A 14,300-nucleotide genomic window follows, 5' to 3' on the forward strand; every position below is an offset into this window, starting at 1 on the left:
CATTGGAGTGTTCCGCATGCTTCCAAGCGTTACCGCCGCCCAATCCCTACTCAGCGCAGACGAACGCGCTGCCATCGCCGAAATCGAAGCCACCACCAGCATCCTGCAACTGGTCACTCGCCTGACCGGCATGCGCTTTGCCGGCATCGCCAAGTTCGCCGACCTGGAATGGGTCGTCTGCTCGGTGCACGACACCGCCGACATGGGTATTCATGTCGATGACGTACTCGAACTCGAAACCACCTTGTGCAGTGAATTCTGCATCAACCCCCAAACCCTGTTCATCCCGCAGGTCAGCCAGAACGGCCGCTTCGCCACGCGCCCGGTGGTCAAGCAATACGCAATCGAAAGCTACGCCGGTGCGCCGATCTTCCTCCCTGACGGCCGCCTGTTCGGCGCATTGTGTGCGCTGGACTCACGCGCCATGCTGTTCGACGACCCCAACCTGGCGGAAACCCTCAGCCTGTTTGCGCGCCTGATCGGGTGCATCTTCTACGCTAATTTAACCGCCGCGGATCAGTGATCGTTGCTCCACCTGCAGGTCGAGCAACGATGCGGTGCAGCGCTCACTATTTAGCCCGGGCGGCCGATAGCCTGGTACACCCCTGACTTGCAGCGCCGCCCTGCGGGAAACAATGCCCAAATCCATCGCTCCGATTGTGCGCGAACTGTCCAACCGCACCAGCATGTCGCTCACACGTACGTCGCTGTTCAATTTCATTGCCTTGCTGGCCCTGGTATTTGCCGCGGCGACGTACTCGCTGGTCTACCTCGCCCACGAGTTGGACCACTCCGAGCAGGACCAAAGCGCGTTTTATACCCGTAAAGCCGTGCAGTCCCTGGAAAAGTCACTGCGCGTGACCGTCAAGGACTACGCGTTCTGGAGCGACTCCTACAAGCACCTGCACGTAAAAGTGGACACGGGCTGGGCTTACGAGCGTGGCAATGTCGGCGCCACGCTGTATCAGGATTTCGGCTTTCAGGGCCTGTTCGTGGTCAACGACGACAACCGCACGGTGTATTCGGTGATCAAGGGCGAGTTGCAACGCATCGACATCACGCAATGGCTCGACCAACCCCTGACCGAGATCATCGAACAGGCGCGCGCCGGGGCCGAAGACGAAACACCGGTCACCGCCTTTATCAACGTGCGCGGCAGCCCCGCGCTGGTGGCGGCAGCGGCCATCACCCCGGGCACCGACCCCACGGTCGTCACGGACGGTCGACAACCCTCAGTGCTGGTGTTCGTCGACATTCTCAACGCACAGAAATTGACGGCCATCGGCGATGATTTCGGCGTCGCAAACCTGCACGTCGCCACCGCCGATGACATCGCTACCACCTTGGTTTTGCCCCTGGGCACTGACGGCTCCGCCGGCAGCCTGCATTGGGAGCCGCCGCGCCCCGGCCTGCGACTGATGGCTGTCGGCCTGCCGCTGCTGGGGTTGGCGGCACTGCTGGTGTGCCTGATGACCTGGGTGATTTTACGCCGCAGCACCGCCGCCGCCCTGGCACTGGATGCCAGCCACACCTCACTGCAACACAGCCAGAATGCCCTGGCCACCAGCGAGGCGCGTTTTCGCGACGTGGTGGAAGCGAGTTCCGATTGGGTCTGGGAGATCGACGCCAGCTGGCACTTCACCTACTTGTCGGAGCGCTTCGAAAGCGTCACCGGCCTGGCGCGCCAGGCCTGGATCGGCGCGGCGATGAGCGACTTGCTCAAGACCCAGGCCGACGCCCTTTTGCCATGGATGAGCAGCCCGCAGCGGCGCGCAAACATCAGCGTGCAGTGCCGCTACACCGATGCCCGGGGGCAGGAGCGAACCACACGCCTGTCCGCGCGGGAAATGCCCTGCGGCGGGTTTCGCGGTACCGCCACCGACGTGACCGAAGAAGTCGAATCACGGCGGCGTATCGAATTTCTGTCCCAGCACGACGCCCTGACCGGGCTGCCCAACCGGACGCGCCTGCAAGCGTTTCTGGATGGCAAACTCAAGGCGCTGCCCACCTCGACCCACCCCCTTGTGATGCTCAGCCTGGACCTTGACCGCTTCAAACCGGTGAACGACTTGCTCGGCCACGCCGCCGGTGATCGGGTCCTCAATGAAGTCTCCAGCCGCCTCGCCGACTGCGTGCGCCATGGGGACCTGGTTGCCCGCGTGGGCGGCGATGAATTTGTGCTGATCCTCAACGATGCAGGCACCCAGGACGAAGTCGAAAGCCTTTGCAAGCGCTTGATCGAGTCCATCGAACACGCGATCAAAATCGACGAACAAGAGGTCTTTATCAGCGCCAGCATCGGCATTGCCATCGCCCCCAATGACGCCCGCGAAGCCAGCGAATTGCTGCGCTACGCCGATATCGCGTTGTACGAGGCGAAGTCTGCCGGTCGCAATACCTGGCGTTTTTACTCCGGCGAAATGAACGCGCGCATCATCGAGCGGCGGCGTCTGGAAAGCGACCTGCGGTTTGCGATCAAGCACGGCGAGTTGCGCCTGCACTTCCAGCCACGCTACCGCATCGCCGACGGGCAGATGGTCGGCGCCGAAGCCCTGGTGCGCTGGCAGCATCCGGTACGCGGGCTGATCGCGCCGGACACCTTCATTGCGATTGCCGAAGAGTCCGGCTTGATCCTGTCGCTGAGCGACTGGGTGCTCGACACCGCCTGTACGTGCGCGGCCCAGTGGCCGGACGGGCTGTTTGTATCGGTCAACCTGTCACCCACCGAATTCAAGCGCGGCAACCTGGTGGCGCGCGTGCGGCACGCCCTGGATACGTCGGGCATCGACCCCGCACGCCTGGAGCTGGAAATCACCGAAAGCGTCATGCTCGACGACGCCGCCGTGGCACTTGAGGTGATGCGCACGCTCAAGCAACTGGGGATCCGCATCGCCATGGATGACTTCGGCACGGGCTACTCGTCCCTGAGCTACCTGCGCGCCTTCCCGTTCGACGGTTTGAAAATAGACCGGAGCTTTCTGAACCGCCTGGAGGAAAGCGCCGACGACAAGGCCATCATCCAAGCCATCGTGGGGCTTGGCCGCGCCCTGGCGCTCACCGTGACCGCAGAGGGCATCGAAACCGCCGAGCACCTGGCGCTGCTCAAGGCGGTGGACTGCGATGAGGGCCAGGGCTACTTCCTCAGCCGGCCGCTGGACCTCGGCGCGTTCAACGAGCTGCTTGACGCTTACGCCAGCACTACCTGAAAAAATGACTCGGCGTCTTGCCAAACTGTTTCTTGAACATGCTGGTAAACGCACTCGGGCTGTCGTAACCCAGCTCCAGGGCCACATCAATAATCTTCTCCCCCACCGCTATGCGCTCCAGCGCCAGCAGCAACCGTGCCTGCTGACGCCACTGGCCGAAGGTCATGCCGGTTTCCTTGCGGAACAGGCGCTGGATGGTTTTCTGGTCCAGGGCCAGGCGCTCGCTCCAATCGGCCACGGTGGAGGCATCGCCCGGGTCCTCCTGCAAGGCCTGGCAGATCCGCTGGATGCGCGCGTCGCCCGGCTGCGGCAGCGACAACGGCAAGGCCGGCAACAGGGCGAGTTCGTCGAGGATCAGGTGCATGATTCGCGCATCGCGCGAATCCTCGGCATACGGCGGCTTCAGGCTCACCGACGCCTTGATCAGCTCACTCAGCAGCGGCGAGATGCTTACCGCCTTGGTTTCGGTGGGCAGGTTGGGAAAGCTGTCGGGGCGGACAAACACACTGCGCATCTTCAGCGGCCCCACGCAACGCAGCGAGTGCACGTGCCCGCAGGGCATCCAGAAGCCGCGATTGGGCGGCACCGTCCATTGCTTCTGCGCAGAGTGCACCACCATGACGCCCTCGGTGGCGTAGAGTAGTTGGTGCTTTTCGTGGCTATGGTCGGGGATCAGCCAGTTTTCCGGGTAATCGGTGGCTGAACTGATGACGGCCCACTCGCCCTCATCGATCTCCTGCAGAAATAAATCCAGTGATTTGACCATTTCGCCCTTTTTGCGATGGTTGCCTCCCGAATTACGCGAGACAGGCATTTATGACGAATTTAGCATAACCGTAGAAACAATTTGAAATGGGCAGCGGGCCAAGTACTCGCCGCCCCTGTTCGCTGCCTTGTATGGAATGCCTGCATGTCGACCCTGACCGCATCACCCGCCGCAACGTCAAGCACCCCTCAAGCCAGTCCGCTGGTGCTGCGCATCCTCGGCGCCTGTGCACTGGCGCACCTGATCAACGACTTGATCCAGGCCGTGTTGCCATCGATCTACCCGATGCTCAAGGCCAACTACGGGCTGACGTTCACCCAGGTGGGCCTGATTACCCTGACCTTCCAGCTGACCGCCTCGCTGCTGCAGCCGTGGATCGGCTACCACACCGACCGCCACCCCAAGCCCTGGCTGCTGCCGGCGGGCATGGTGTGCACCCTGGTCGGCATCCTGATGCTGGCATTTGTCGGCAGCTTCCCGGCGATTCTGCTGGCGGCAGGCCTGGTCGGCGTGGGCTCGTCGACCTTCCACCCGGAAACCTCGCGCGTCGCGCGCCTGGCCTCCGGCGGTCGTTACGGCCTGGCGCAATCGACCTTCCAGGTTGGCGGCAATACCGGCAGCGCCCTCGGCCCATTGCTGGCGGCGGCGATCATCATTCCCTACGGCCAGGGCCATATCGCCTGGTTCGGCCTGTTCGCGGTGTTCGCCATTCTGGTGCTCTACGGGTTGAGCCGCTGGTACCGTAACCACCTCAACCTGTTCAAGCTCAAGCAAGGCGGCAAGGCCACCCACGGTTTGTCCAAAGGCCGCGTGACATTCGCCTTGGTGGTGCTGGCGGTGTTGGTGTTCTCCAAATACTTCTACATGACCAGCCTCACCAGCTACTTCACGTTTTACCTGATTGAAAAATTCCAGCTGTCGGTGGCAAGTTCGCAGATGTACCTGTTCCTGTTCCTCGGCGCAGTAGCCGTCGGCACCTTCGCTGGCGGCCCGATCGGCGACAAGATTGGCCGCAAGAAAGTCATCTGGTTCTCGATCCTCGGCGCCGCGCCCTTCACCCTGGCGTTGCCTTATGTCGACCTGTTCTGGACTGCCGTGCTCAGCGTCGCCATCGGCTTTATCCTGGCCTCGGCCTTCTCGGCCATCGTGGTATTTGCCCAGGAACTGGTGCCGGGCAACGTGGGCATGATCGCCGGTATCTTCTTCGGCCTGATGTTCGGCTTCAGCGGGATCGGCGCCGCCTTGCTTGGCTTGCTCGCCGACAGCCACGGCATCGCCTACGTCTATAAGATCTGCTCGTTCCTGCCGCTGGTGGGCATCCTCACGATCCTGCTGCCGTCGACCAAAGGCGTCTAGACTGCCGATCATCGGCTGGCTGTATGCCATTACGATGAATGCTCTGAAAAACCTGCGTGTGCGCTTACAATCCCGGTTTTTAAACGCACACCAGGCAGACCCGGCAAGACATGACGCTCGACCCTCCTACGATTTTGGCACTTACCGTTGCCCTGGCAGCCGCTGCCGCCCTGTACCTTGCCGTGGAATGGCGTAGCGTGCGCGAACCCTCGCTGCTGTGCTGGAGCGCCGGCTTCGCGACCATCACCGTCGGTTCCACCCTCGCCCTGCTGCGCATCAATGGCTATCTGGTGGTCGGCATCTGGTTCGCCAATGGCTTGCTGGTGACCGCGCACTTCCTGTTTTTGCTCGGTGTGGCGCGGTTTACCCAGGCGCGGCTGTCCCTGCTGTGGCTGCTGATGCTGGCCATCTGGCTCGGCATGTTGATGTTACCCACCGACCTGCCCTGGTCCAAAGCCATGCTGGCGGTGCAGTCGCTGCTGGTGGCGTTGCCCACCCTGCGCGCGAGTTTCCTGCTGCGGCCCCACGGCAAATCGCTGAGCATCGGCGCGGTGCAGCTGCGGTATGTGCTGCTGGTCCACGGGCTGTTCTACGTGATCAAGGCGCTGTCGGTGCTGGTGCCGGGCACCCTGATCGACCTCGCCGCGTTCAAGGGCGAGATCATCCAGATCTCCCTGGTCGAAGGCGCCATGGCGATCATGCTGATTGCCCTGTCCATGACCGGCTCGGAACGCTACCGACGCGAACAGCAGATCGCCCGCCTGGCCGCCCGCGACCCGCTCACCGCGCTGTACAACCGCCGTGCCCTGGACCTGCGCGCCCCGCGTTTGCTGGCCCAGGTATCAGCGGCGCAACCCGGCGCCCTGCTGCTGATCGATATCGACAACTTCAAGGGCGTCAACGACCTCTACGGCCATACCGCCGGGGACCGTTTGCTGATTGCCTTGAGCGAGATGATCCGCAGCGTGGTGCCACGGGGCGCGCTGGCGGCACGCCTGGGCGGGGATGAGTTTGTGATCCTGCTGAACCCGGCCTCGACGGAACAGATCGTCGAACTGGGCAGCAGCCTGCGCGAGCAGTTCCAGCAACTCGCCGCGCAGACGTTCGCCACGCCGCAACCGGTGACGCTGAGCATCGGCGCCACCCTGTTCGACCAGCCGCCGGCCAGCCTGGCCGCGCTGATCGAACAGGGTGACACCACGCTGTATGAATCCAAGCGCGGCGGGCGCGACAGCATTCGCCTGGTGGACCGTACCGGCACCGGGCCCTATAGCTAGAGGTCGTAACTGACCGCCACGCTGCGCCCGGTCTGCGTGGCAAAAGTGCTCTATGTGGCGAGCGAGCTTGCTCGCGTTGGGCTGCGTAGCGGCCCCAAACCAGGCGCCGCGTTCTGGCGGACACACCTCAGCAGCCTTAAGAGGGGCCGCTGCGCACCCCAACGCGAGCAAGCTCGCTCGCCACAAAAAGCTCATTCGCCCAGCAAATGGGGGGGGGCCGCGCCTCTTTATACCAACCTGCAAGCCACCATCCCTCCCAGCCCGAACAGGCATACTATGCCCACTCCATACGCCAGCGTGCGCCAAGGTTGCCACCTGCCCAGATACATCACCGTGTGCGTAATCCGAGCCAGGGTAAAACCGCCAAACAACCAGACGGTGGCCATGGCGGACGTCTCCAGCACGACGCACAGCCCGCCCAACACAAAAAACAGCGGTATATTCTCCAGGTCATTGCTCCATGCCTTGGCCGCTCGCTCCACCTGTGGCAACTCGACTGCGTGTGCAGTGCTATTCAACCAAGCCGCGTCTTCAGGATTGACGAACGCCCGCCCGCGCATACGGAAGAATCCTTGATAGCAGGAAACGCCCAACATCTTCACGCACAGCACCAGCACGCACAGCGCGTAGACCTGCAATAAATTACTCATCCCGCCACCCATTCACGACGATGTACAACAACGGCCCCACCGATACGAACACCGCCGTCAGCAGAAAATACGGCAGCACCGCCACCACCGTGCGCCCACGCCGCCGTGCATCGCGGTACATCCACACGCACGCCAATGCGGCCAGCAAATACAGGTCAATCACCACCTGCGCCGTGTCCGGGCGCGACATCAATTCCCGCCCAAAGGCCAGCAGCGACTGCTCGGCCGTGAGCATCGTGAACAGGGTGTACAGCGAAAAGCCCAACAGCGCGGCCAGGGCCAGAAAGGGTGTGTGCATGGTGTCATCCTTGAAGTGATTGAGGCCCCACCCTAGTGATAAGGTTGCCGCCCTCGCAATGACCTCGGAGGTCATGAACACGTCATGGACAACCCTGCTACCGCCGGCGCACGCCTGCGCCAATTGCGCCGACAGGCCAAGCTGAGCCAGCTCGACCTGGCCCTGATCACGGGGGTTTCCCAGCGCCACCTCAGCTGCCTGGAAACCGGCCGCGCCCTGCCAAGCCCCGGCACCTTGCATAATCTGCTGACGGCGCTGCAAGTGCCGCTGGACCAATGCAACCAGGTGTTCCTCGCCGCCGGCTTCGCGCCCCGCTACCCCGCCACCCCGTTCGCCTCGCCGACGATGGCCGCCATTCGCGAGGCGGTCAGCCATGTGCTGCACGCCAACAACCCGGCCCCGGCGATCCTGCTGGACAGCCAGTGGCAAGTGCTGGCTGCCAATGCCAGCACCGGCGTGTTGTTTGCGCTGGTGGGCATCCACCCGGATGCCGCCCAAGGCGTGAACCTGCTGACCACCCTGCTGCAACCCGGCGGCCTGGGTGACCACCTGATCAACGCCGACGAGATCCGCACCCTGGCCTGGCAGCGCGCCACCCGCGAGGCGCTCGACAACCCGCAGCTGGCGACGTTACTGGCGAGCCTGCCAGCACCCAGCAGCAACGAAATGCCGGAACAGCTGCCGCCCCTGGTGCTGACCCGCATCCGCTCTACCCAGGGCGAGCTGAACTTTCTGTCGACCTTCACCACCTTTGGCATGCCTCAGGACATCACCCTGGCCTCGCTGCGTATCGAGCATCTGATTCCCGCCGACGACGCCACCTGGCAGGTCATGCGCGGCGCCTATGCCGACCATGCCGCACTGGTTTTGTGAAATATCTGTACGTAGACTGCCGCCATACCCCCACGTGAAGGCGGCGAAAAAAACGTGATGCAAGTTACCGAAGTCTCCATTGCGCAACTGCGCGCTGCGCTTGAAACCGGCCAGACCACTGCCGTAGAACTGGTTCAGGCGTACCTGGCGCGGATCGATGCCTACAACGACGAACTTAACGCCGTGGTGGTGCGCAACCCCCAGGCCCTTGAAGAAGCCGCCGCGTCCGACGCGCGCCGGGCCAGGGGCGAAACCTTGGGGCCATTGGATGGCATTCCCTATACCGCCAAAGACAGTTACCTGGTCAAAGGCCTGACCGCCGCCTCCGGCAGCCCTGCCTTCGCCGACCTGATTGCCCATCGCGACGCCTTCACCATCGAGCGCCTGCGCGCCGGTGGCGCGATCTGCCTGGGCAAGACCAACATGCCGCCGATGGCCAACGGCGGCATGCAGCGCGGCGTGTATGGCCGTGCCGAAAGCCCGTATAACGCCGATTACCTGACCGCGCCGTTTGCCTCCGGCTCGTCCAACGGTGCCGGCACTGCGACCGCCGCGAGCTTTGCCGCCTTCGGCCTGGCCGAAGAAACCTGGTCCAGCGGGCGCGGCCCGGCGTCCAACAACGGCCTGTGCGCCTACACCCCGTCCCGTGGGGTGATTTCGGTGCGTGGCAACTGGCCGCTGACCCCGACCATGGACGTCGTGGTGCCTTATGCCCGCACCATGGCCGACCTGCTCGAAGTGCTCGACGTGGTAGTGGCCGACGACCCGGACACCCGTGGCGACCTGTGGCGCCTGCAGCCTTGGGTGCCGATCCCGAGCGTCGCCTCGGTGCGCCCCGCGGCCTATGCAGAGCTGGCTGCGACAGCCGAATCACTGGCAGGCAAGCGCTTTGGCGTGCCGCGCATGTACATCAACGCCGACCCCGAGGCCGGCACCAGCGAGAAACCCGGCATCGGCGGGCCGACCGGGCAGAAAATCAACACCCGCGCCAGCGTCATCGACCTGTGGCAAGCCGCACGCCAGGCCTTGGAAGCCGCTGGGGCCCAAGTGATAGAAGTGGATTTCCCGCTGGTGTCCAACTGCGAAGGCGACCGCCCTGGCGCACCCACCGTGTTTACCCGTGGCCTGGTGTCCAAGGAATTTCTCCACGATGAGCTGTGGGAGCTGTCGGCCTGGGCCTTCGATGACTTCCTGCGGGCCAACAACGACCCGGCGCTGAACCGCCTGGCAGATGTCGACGGACCCAAGATCTTTCCCCACGACCCCGGCACCCTGCCCAACCGCGAAGACGACCTGGCCGCCGGCATGGACGAATACGTGCGCATGGCTGAACGCGGCATCACGCCGTGGAATGAGATCGCCAGCCTGCCCGACGGCCTGCGTGGCCTGGAGCAAACGCGCCGGCTTGACCTGGAAGACTGGATGGATACGCTGGGGCTCGACGCAGTGCTGTTCCCGACCGTGGCGGACGTGGGCCCGGCGGATGCCGACGTGAACGAAGCCAGCGCCGATATCGCTTGGAGCAATGGCGTCTGGGTGGCCAACGGCAACCTCGCCATCCGCCACCTGGGCGTGCCCACCGTGACCGTGCCGATGGGCGTGATGGCGGATATCGGCATGCCGGTCGGGCTGACCTTCGCCGGTCGCGCCTATGACGACTCGGCGCTGCTGCGCTTGGCGGCGGCGTACGAGGCGACGGGCAGCAAACGCCTGATTCCGCCGCGCACACCCGCGCTGTAACTCACCCCATCGGCACGGCGATCAACAGGATCGCCGTGCCATGGGTCAGCGTCGCCGGCCACACGCCGTAACGCATACGCACCAGCGCGCAGGCCAGGCCCTCAATCAGGGTAAACAGCAACACCGGCCAACCCAGGCGGGTCACGCTCAGTGCCAGGAACGCATGGCAGGCGGCAAACGCCACGCCGCTGAGCACGGCGGCGCGCAACGGCGTCACCTGTTGTTCCAGATACCCTTGTAAAAATCCGCGAAACAATACTTCTTCCAGCGCATTGGCGCCGTAGGCCAACACCACCATGCCCGGCAGCCATGCCCAATAGCCGGGAATCGCGTGCGTCTCAATCCCTTGGTAAAGCCGTAGCGGCACGCCGATCAAACACCCCAGCGCAAGCCCGGCCATCAGCCCGACCGCGCGATGCCCTTTGCTCCACACCACCAGTTGCCACAACTGCGGCGCCACGCGCGCCAGCAAGGCAATCATCAGCAATGACAGGCCGCCCAACACAGCAAGCACAAACGAATTGGCAGTGAAGGTGATGCTCACCGCGTCACTCAGCGCCCACAGGCCGAGCGGCGTCATCGCATCGCGCATCAGCACAAACGCCGCCAGCAGGATCAGGATGCGCAGGGCAGTCAGCGCCTTGGGCGTGAGCGCGAACCACAGGCCGAACAGCAGCAGGCCCGGCGCCAGATAAGTGCCGTACTCGGTCAACATTGCCACACCCTGGCTGATCATCGCGGGCTCAAGGGTGGGCAACGGCGATCATGTCGATCTCCACCGCCGCCGATTTCGGCAACGGCATCACCCCCCGCCGACGTGTGCGTATGCACGCCGGCGCAGCCTGGAATCTCGTGAAGCGCCTCCGACCGGTAGCCGAGGCGCTGTTGGACGAGCTGGTATTTTTCATCCGCAGTCATGCGGTGCTTCTCTGATACCTCAGGGGCACGCAGCATCCACTGTCCGCCCAGGCCAACGGGCGCCGACAGTGGTTTTTTTAAGCCGTGTGTCAGCCGAAACTGGCGTCTCGGGTATTCACGAACAGCGAATAGATTGAATGGCTGCCCGCCATGAACAGGCGGTTGCCTTCCTTGCCGCCAAAACACAGATTGGGGCAGCGTTCCGGCAGCGAAATATGCCCGATCGCCTTGCCCTGAGGGTTGAATACGCGCACGCCGTCGAGTTTTTCCAGGTCGGCCTTGGGGTCACCATTGCCACCCCAGCCACACCAGAGGTTGCCGCTTTCGTCGCACTTGATGCCATCCAGCGCGGCGTACTCCAGGCCTTCGATGTGCTTGCGGCGTGCGCCGAGGGTGCCGTCGTCCTTGACGTCGATGGCCCAGATCAGCCGGTTGGGCTTGGCCCGCCCTTCGACCACGTACAGGGTCTTTTCGTCAGGCGAGAAGCACAGGCCATTGGGCCCGTTGAGGTCATCGATCACCCGTGTGACCTTGCCGCTCTCTGCATCGATACGGTAGACACCGTGGGGCTGCGTCGGGGCGACCTTATGGCCCTCGTAATTGTTGCCGGTCTGGAACGGCGGGTCGCTGAACCACACCGAACCGTCGCGCTTGCACACGATATCGTTGGGTGAATTGAAAGGTTTGCCCTCGAAGCTGTCCGCCAGCACCGTGATGCTGCCGTTGTGCTCGGTGCGGGTGACGCGCCGACCCTCGCTGGAGGTTGTCGAGCCTTCGCACACCAGCAGGCGGCCCTGACGGTCACGGCACATGCCGTTGGAGAAGTTCGAGTGCTCCCGGTACACCGACAGGCTATCGGTCACCTCGTCCCAGCGCACGATGCGGTTATTCGGAATATCACTGAGCAGCAGGTAGCGGCCATCGCCGATCCACACCGGCCCTTCGGCCCAGCGCAAGCCGGTGGCGAGCCGTTCGACGCTGGCGTTGAACAGGCGCAACTCGAGGAAACTGTCGTCGAGCACCTTGACCAGAGGGTCTGGGTAGCGCTGGCTCAACGGTTCGGCCGCGGCAGCCAACCGGGGCAGGTTACCCAGCACTGCCACGGAGGCGGAAACCGCCAGCGAGCGCTTGAGAAAGACGCGACGGCCGTGGTTGGGCGGGGTCGGCAAAGGCGAAGTGTCCATGGTGTGTCTCCGTTATTTTATTGTTAGACGGGAGCGCATTTTTAACCTGTGATGGGACATCGTACAAGATGGAATCATCCACAAAGCCCAGCAGATGAGCGATCACAGACAGATACTGGAAAATTAACTTCCCAAACACCCGTGAAATATTGCATGTTGTACGACGACACAATCGGTAACGTGTTGCGTAGCCCCCCACAACAATAAGGAAACACCCATGCAAAAAATCAAACTCCTGATCGGTTTTCTGTGCCTGTTCACTGGCTATGTCGCAGCGGCGCCCGCCCCTGCTGAAAAGGACGTGGCCCAGGCCGTCGACCAACTGACCCAAGCCATGCTGCACCTGGACCTCAAACAGCTTCACGCGTTGACCAGCGACAAACTCACCTACGGCCACTCCAGCGGCAAGGTGCAGGACAAGGCGCAATTCATCGCCGACCTGGAAACCCGCAAAAGCGCGTTCAAGACCCTCGAAATGCAAAACCAGACCATCACCCTGCAAGGCGATACCGCCCTGGTGCGCAACCACTTCCACGCGCTGGCCGTGAACAGTGGCGTCGAAGTGCCGACCGATATCGACAACTTCCAGGTCTGGCAGAAACAGCAAGGCAAGTGGTTGCTGATCGGCCGTCAGGCTTACAAATACTGATCCGCAGCGCTTACCACGCCACCGCCCTGCGCACCTTGAGCAACGCCTCGCGCAGGGCGTCCATCGCCACCGAGCCCAAGGCCAGCCGTAACGCGTGCGGCACATGGGCCGAGACGGCAAACGGCTCGGCGGTGGACACCGAAATGCCTTCGCGCTGCAAGGCCATCGCAACTTGATCTGCCCTTACGTCTTCGGCCAGGGGCAACCACAGAAAGTACGACGAAGGATGGCTGATCACCGCCAGCCCGTGCAGCACCTGCGCCGCCAGTGCCTGTCTGGCCTGCGCATCCGCACGCTTTTGTGCCTCCAGTTGCGCCACCGTACCGTCTTCGATCCACGCGACCGCCATTGCACTCATCACCCCTGGCACGCTCCAGGTGGTGGCCATGATGCTGCGCTCCAGCGCCTTCACCCACGCCAACGGCGCGGCGATAAATCCCACGCGCAAACCGGTGGCCACGCTTTTGGAAAGCCCACCGACATACACCGTGCGTTCCGGCGCCATTGTCGCGACGGGCGGTGGCGCGTCTTCGGCCAGAAACGCGTAGGCCGCGTCCTCAATGATCATCAGGTTGTGGTGCCGGGCGATGGCCACCAGCTGCTCACGCTGCGCCCTGCCCATCACCCAGCCCAGCGGGTTATGCAGGGTCGGCATGCAGTACACCGCGCGCACCGGGCGCTTGCCGCACAGGCTGCGTAGCGCCTCCAGGTCGGGGCCGTCCGGGGTCACGGGTATCGCGAGCATTTCCAGGTGCAACGTGTCGGCCACTACTTTGAAGCCTGAATAGGTCAGCGCGTCCACGGCGATCACATCCCCGGGTTTGAGCAGCGCCATCAGGGTTACCGCCAACCCATGCTGGGCGCCGCTGACCAGCAGCACCTGCTCGGCTGCGACCGTCAGCCCGCGGCTCAGCAGGTGCCGCGCCATGACCGCACGCTCGTGGGCACGGCCGGCATGCGGCTGGTAACGCAGCAAGGCTTCCAGGTCGCCGGATAACGCCAACTGGCGTAGCGCGGTGCGCAGCAGGTCCGCCTGGCCGGGCAATGAGGGGTAATTGAAATTCAGGTCGCGCATGCCCGCCGCCACGTTCATCTGCCCACTGCCCTGCCCCGGCGGCAGCGAGATTTCACGCACGAAGGTGCCACGGCCGGTCTCCCCGCTGACCAGGCCCATGGCCTCCAACTCGCTGTACACCCGACTGGCGGTGACCAGCGCCAGCCCATGCTCGGCGGCCAATTGCCGATGAGTCGGCAGGCGCGTACCGGGCGCCAGGCGGCCCGAGCGGATAGCCTCAGCGAAGTGATCAACCCATGATTTATAGCGAGCGCGCGCCATCAAGATGTATCCATGACAATTTTTTGATTGTCTTAATGCTCACGCCT

The 14,300-nt window shown here is 63.5% G+C and carries 14 protein-coding genes; 8 read left to right on the forward strand and 6 right to left on the reverse strand.

Annotation, left to right across the window (positions count from 1 at the left end; all coding sequences use genetic code 11):
- Nucleotides 1-16 precede the first annotated feature (16 nt).
- Nucleotides 17-523, forward strand: a complete 507-nt coding sequence (locus GIW02_RS10480) for a GAF domain-containing protein (protein WP_236419387.1) — start codon at nucleotides 17-19, stop codon at nucleotides 521-523.
- Nucleotides 524-635: 112 nt separating this feature from the next.
- On the forward strand, nucleotides 636-3,206 hold the full coding sequence (locus GIW02_RS10485; RefSeq protein ID WP_236419385.1) for an EAL domain-containing protein: 2,571 nt from the start codon (nucleotides 636-638) through the stop codon (nucleotides 3,204-3,206).
- On the opposite strand, the gene GIW02_RS10490 is transcribed toward GIW02_RS10485, so the two are convergent.
- On the reverse strand, nucleotides 3,199-4,020 hold the full coding sequence (locus tag GIW02_RS10490; protein WP_236419383.1) for an AraC family transcriptional regulator: 822 nt from the start codon (nucleotides 4,018-4,020) through the stop codon (nucleotides 3,199-3,201). The genes GIW02_RS10485 and GIW02_RS10490 overlap by 8 nt on opposite strands.
- A 96-nt stretch (nucleotides 4,021-4,116) precedes the next feature.
- On the opposite strand from GIW02_RS10490, the gene GIW02_RS10495 reads away from it, so the two are divergent.
- Together GIW02_RS10495 and GIW02_RS10500 are read left to right on the forward strand one after the other, a co-directional pair.
- Nucleotides 4,117-5,328, forward strand: coding sequence for an MFS transporter (locus GIW02_RS10495; protein WP_236421856.1), 1,212 nt, complete (start codon nucleotides 4,117-4,119; stop codon nucleotides 5,326-5,328).
- Nucleotides 5,329-5,438: 110 nt separating this feature from the next.
- Nucleotides 5,439-6,605, forward strand: coding sequence for a GGDEF domain-containing protein (locus GIW02_RS10500; RefSeq protein WP_236417849.1), 1,167 nt, complete (start codon nucleotides 5,439-5,441; stop codon nucleotides 6,603-6,605).
- Between the two features lie 227 nt (nucleotides 6,606-6,832).
- Here GIW02_RS10500 and GIW02_RS10505 read toward each other — a convergent pair whose 3' ends face one another.
- Together GIW02_RS10505 and GIW02_RS10510 are read right to left on the reverse strand one after the other, a co-directional pair.
- Nucleotides 6,833-7,255: an MAPEG family protein gene (locus GIW02_RS10505; protein WP_236417847.1), complete on the reverse strand. Its 423-nt coding sequence runs from the start codon at nucleotides 7,253-7,255 to the stop codon at nucleotides 6,833-6,835.
- The gene (locus GIW02_RS10510) at nucleotides 7,248-7,553 is read right to left on the reverse strand and encodes a DUF2834 domain-containing protein (protein ID WP_236417845.1); all 306 of its coding nucleotides are present in this window, start codon (nucleotides 7,551-7,553) and stop codon (nucleotides 7,248-7,250) included. Before GIW02_RS10510 ends, GIW02_RS10505 begins: the two co-directional genes overlap by 8 nt.
- A gap of 84 nt (nucleotides 7,554-7,637) precedes the next feature.
- On the opposite strand from GIW02_RS10510, the gene GIW02_RS10515 reads away from it, so the two are divergent.
- Together GIW02_RS10515 and GIW02_RS10520 are read left to right on the forward strand one after the other, a co-directional pair.
- Complete coding sequence (locus tag GIW02_RS10515; protein WP_236417840.1) at nucleotides 7,638-8,426, forward strand: MmyB family transcriptional regulator; 789 nt, start codon at nucleotides 7,638-7,640, stop codon at nucleotides 8,424-8,426.
- A 54-nt stretch (nucleotides 8,427-8,480) separates the two neighbouring features.
- Nucleotides 8,481-10,166 (forward strand): amidase, encoded by a 1,686-nt coding sequence (locus tag GIW02_RS10520; RefSeq protein ID WP_236417839.1) that lies wholly within the window; start codon nucleotides 8,481-8,483, stop codon nucleotides 10,164-10,166.
- Nucleotide 10,167: 1 nt separating this feature from the next.
- Here the strand turns inward: GIW02_RS10520 and GIW02_RS10525 are convergent, their stop codons facing one another.
- Entirely contained in the window at nucleotides 10,168-10,902 is a 735-nt protein-coding gene (locus GIW02_RS10525) for a CPBP family intramembrane glutamic endopeptidase (RefSeq protein ID WP_236417838.1), read from the reverse strand.
- 29 nt (nucleotides 10,903-10,931) lie between these two features.
- Between GIW02_RS10525 and GIW02_RS10530 the strand changes: the two genes are divergently transcribed.
- Nucleotides 10,932-11,099 carry a hypothetical protein gene (locus GIW02_RS10530; RefSeq protein WP_236417836.1) on the forward strand — a complete coding sequence of 56 codons (168 nt, stop codon included), beginning with the start codon at nucleotides 10,932-10,934 and terminating at the stop codon, nucleotides 11,097-11,099.
- A 74-nt stretch (nucleotides 11,100-11,173) separates the two neighbouring features.
- Here the strand turns inward: GIW02_RS10530 and GIW02_RS10535 are convergent, their stop codons facing one another.
- Entirely contained in the window at nucleotides 11,174-12,268 is a 1,095-nt protein-coding gene (locus GIW02_RS10535) for an SMP-30/gluconolactonase/LRE family protein (RefSeq protein WP_236417834.1), read from the reverse strand.
- Nucleotides 12,269-12,485: 217 nt separating this feature from the next.
- Between GIW02_RS10535 and GIW02_RS10540 the strand changes: the two genes are divergently transcribed.
- Nucleotides 12,486-12,917: a nuclear transport factor 2 family protein gene (locus GIW02_RS10540; protein WP_236417832.1), complete on the forward strand. Its 432-nt coding sequence runs from the start codon at nucleotides 12,486-12,488 to the stop codon at nucleotides 12,915-12,917.
- A gap of 10 nt (nucleotides 12,918-12,927) precedes the next feature.
- Here the strand turns inward: GIW02_RS10540 and GIW02_RS10545 are convergent, their stop codons facing one another.
- Nucleotides 12,928-14,253, reverse strand: coding sequence for an aminotransferase-like domain-containing protein (locus GIW02_RS10545; RefSeq protein WP_236417830.1), 1,326 nt, complete (start codon nucleotides 14,251-14,253; stop codon nucleotides 12,928-12,930).
- Nucleotides 14,254-14,300 lie beyond the last annotated feature (47 nt).

It is taken from the genome of Pseudomonas syringae (assembly GCF_021606685.1).
Classification (GTDB): domain Bacteria; phylum Pseudomonadota; class Gammaproteobacteria; order Pseudomonadales; family Pseudomonadaceae; genus Aquipseudomonas; species Aquipseudomonas syringae_R.

Excerpts from the sequence above, each read along its gene's own strand:
- GIW02_RS10540 (WP_236417832.1), top strand. The coding sequence starts at position 12,486 with ATGCAAAAAATCAAACTCCTGATCGGTTTTCTGTGCCTGTTCACTGGC.
- GIW02_RS10490 (WP_236419383.1), bottom strand. The coding sequence starts at position 4,020 with ATGCCTGTCTCGCGTAATTCGGGAGGCAACCATCGCAAAAAGGGCGAA.
- GIW02_RS10545 (WP_236417830.1), bottom strand. The coding sequence starts at position 14,253 with ATGGCGCGCGCTCGCTATAAATCATGGGTTGATCACTTCGCTGAGGCT.
- GIW02_RS10510 (WP_236417845.1), bottom strand. The coding sequence starts at position 7,553 with ATGCACACACCCTTTCTGGCCCTGGCCGCGCTGTTGGGCTTTTCGCTG.
- GIW02_RS10535 (WP_236417834.1), bottom strand. The coding sequence starts at position 12,268 with ATGGACACTTCGCCTTTGCCGACCCCGCCCAACCACGGCCGTCGCGTC.
- GIW02_RS10525 (WP_236417838.1), bottom strand. The coding sequence starts at position 10,902 with ATGATCAGCCAGGGTGTGGCAATGTTGACCGAGTACGGCACTTATCTG.
- GIW02_RS10495 (WP_236421856.1), top strand. The coding sequence starts at position 4,117 with ATGTCGACCCTGACCGCATCACCCGCCGCAACGTCAAGCACCCCTCAA.
- GIW02_RS10500 (WP_236417849.1), top strand. The coding sequence starts at position 5,439 with ATGACGCTCGACCCTCCTACGATTTTGGCACTTACCGTTGCCCTGGCA.
- GIW02_RS10530 (WP_236417836.1), top strand. The coding sequence starts at position 10,932 with ATGTCGATCTCCACCGCCGCCGATTTCGGCAACGGCATCACCCCCCGC.
- GIW02_RS10505 (WP_236417847.1), bottom strand. The coding sequence starts at position 7,255 with ATGAGTAATTTATTGCAGGTCTACGCGCTGTGCGTGCTGGTGCTGTGC.
- GIW02_RS10515 (WP_236417840.1), top strand. The coding sequence starts at position 7,638 with ATGGACAACCCTGCTACCGCCGGCGCACGCCTGCGCCAATTGCGCCGA.
- GIW02_RS10480 (WP_236419387.1), top strand. The coding sequence starts at position 17 with ATGCTTCCAAGCGTTACCGCCGCCCAATCCCTACTCAGCGCAGACGAA.
- GIW02_RS10485 (WP_236419385.1), top strand. The coding sequence starts at position 636 with ATGCCCAAATCCATCGCTCCGATTGTGCGCGAACTGTCCAACCGCACC.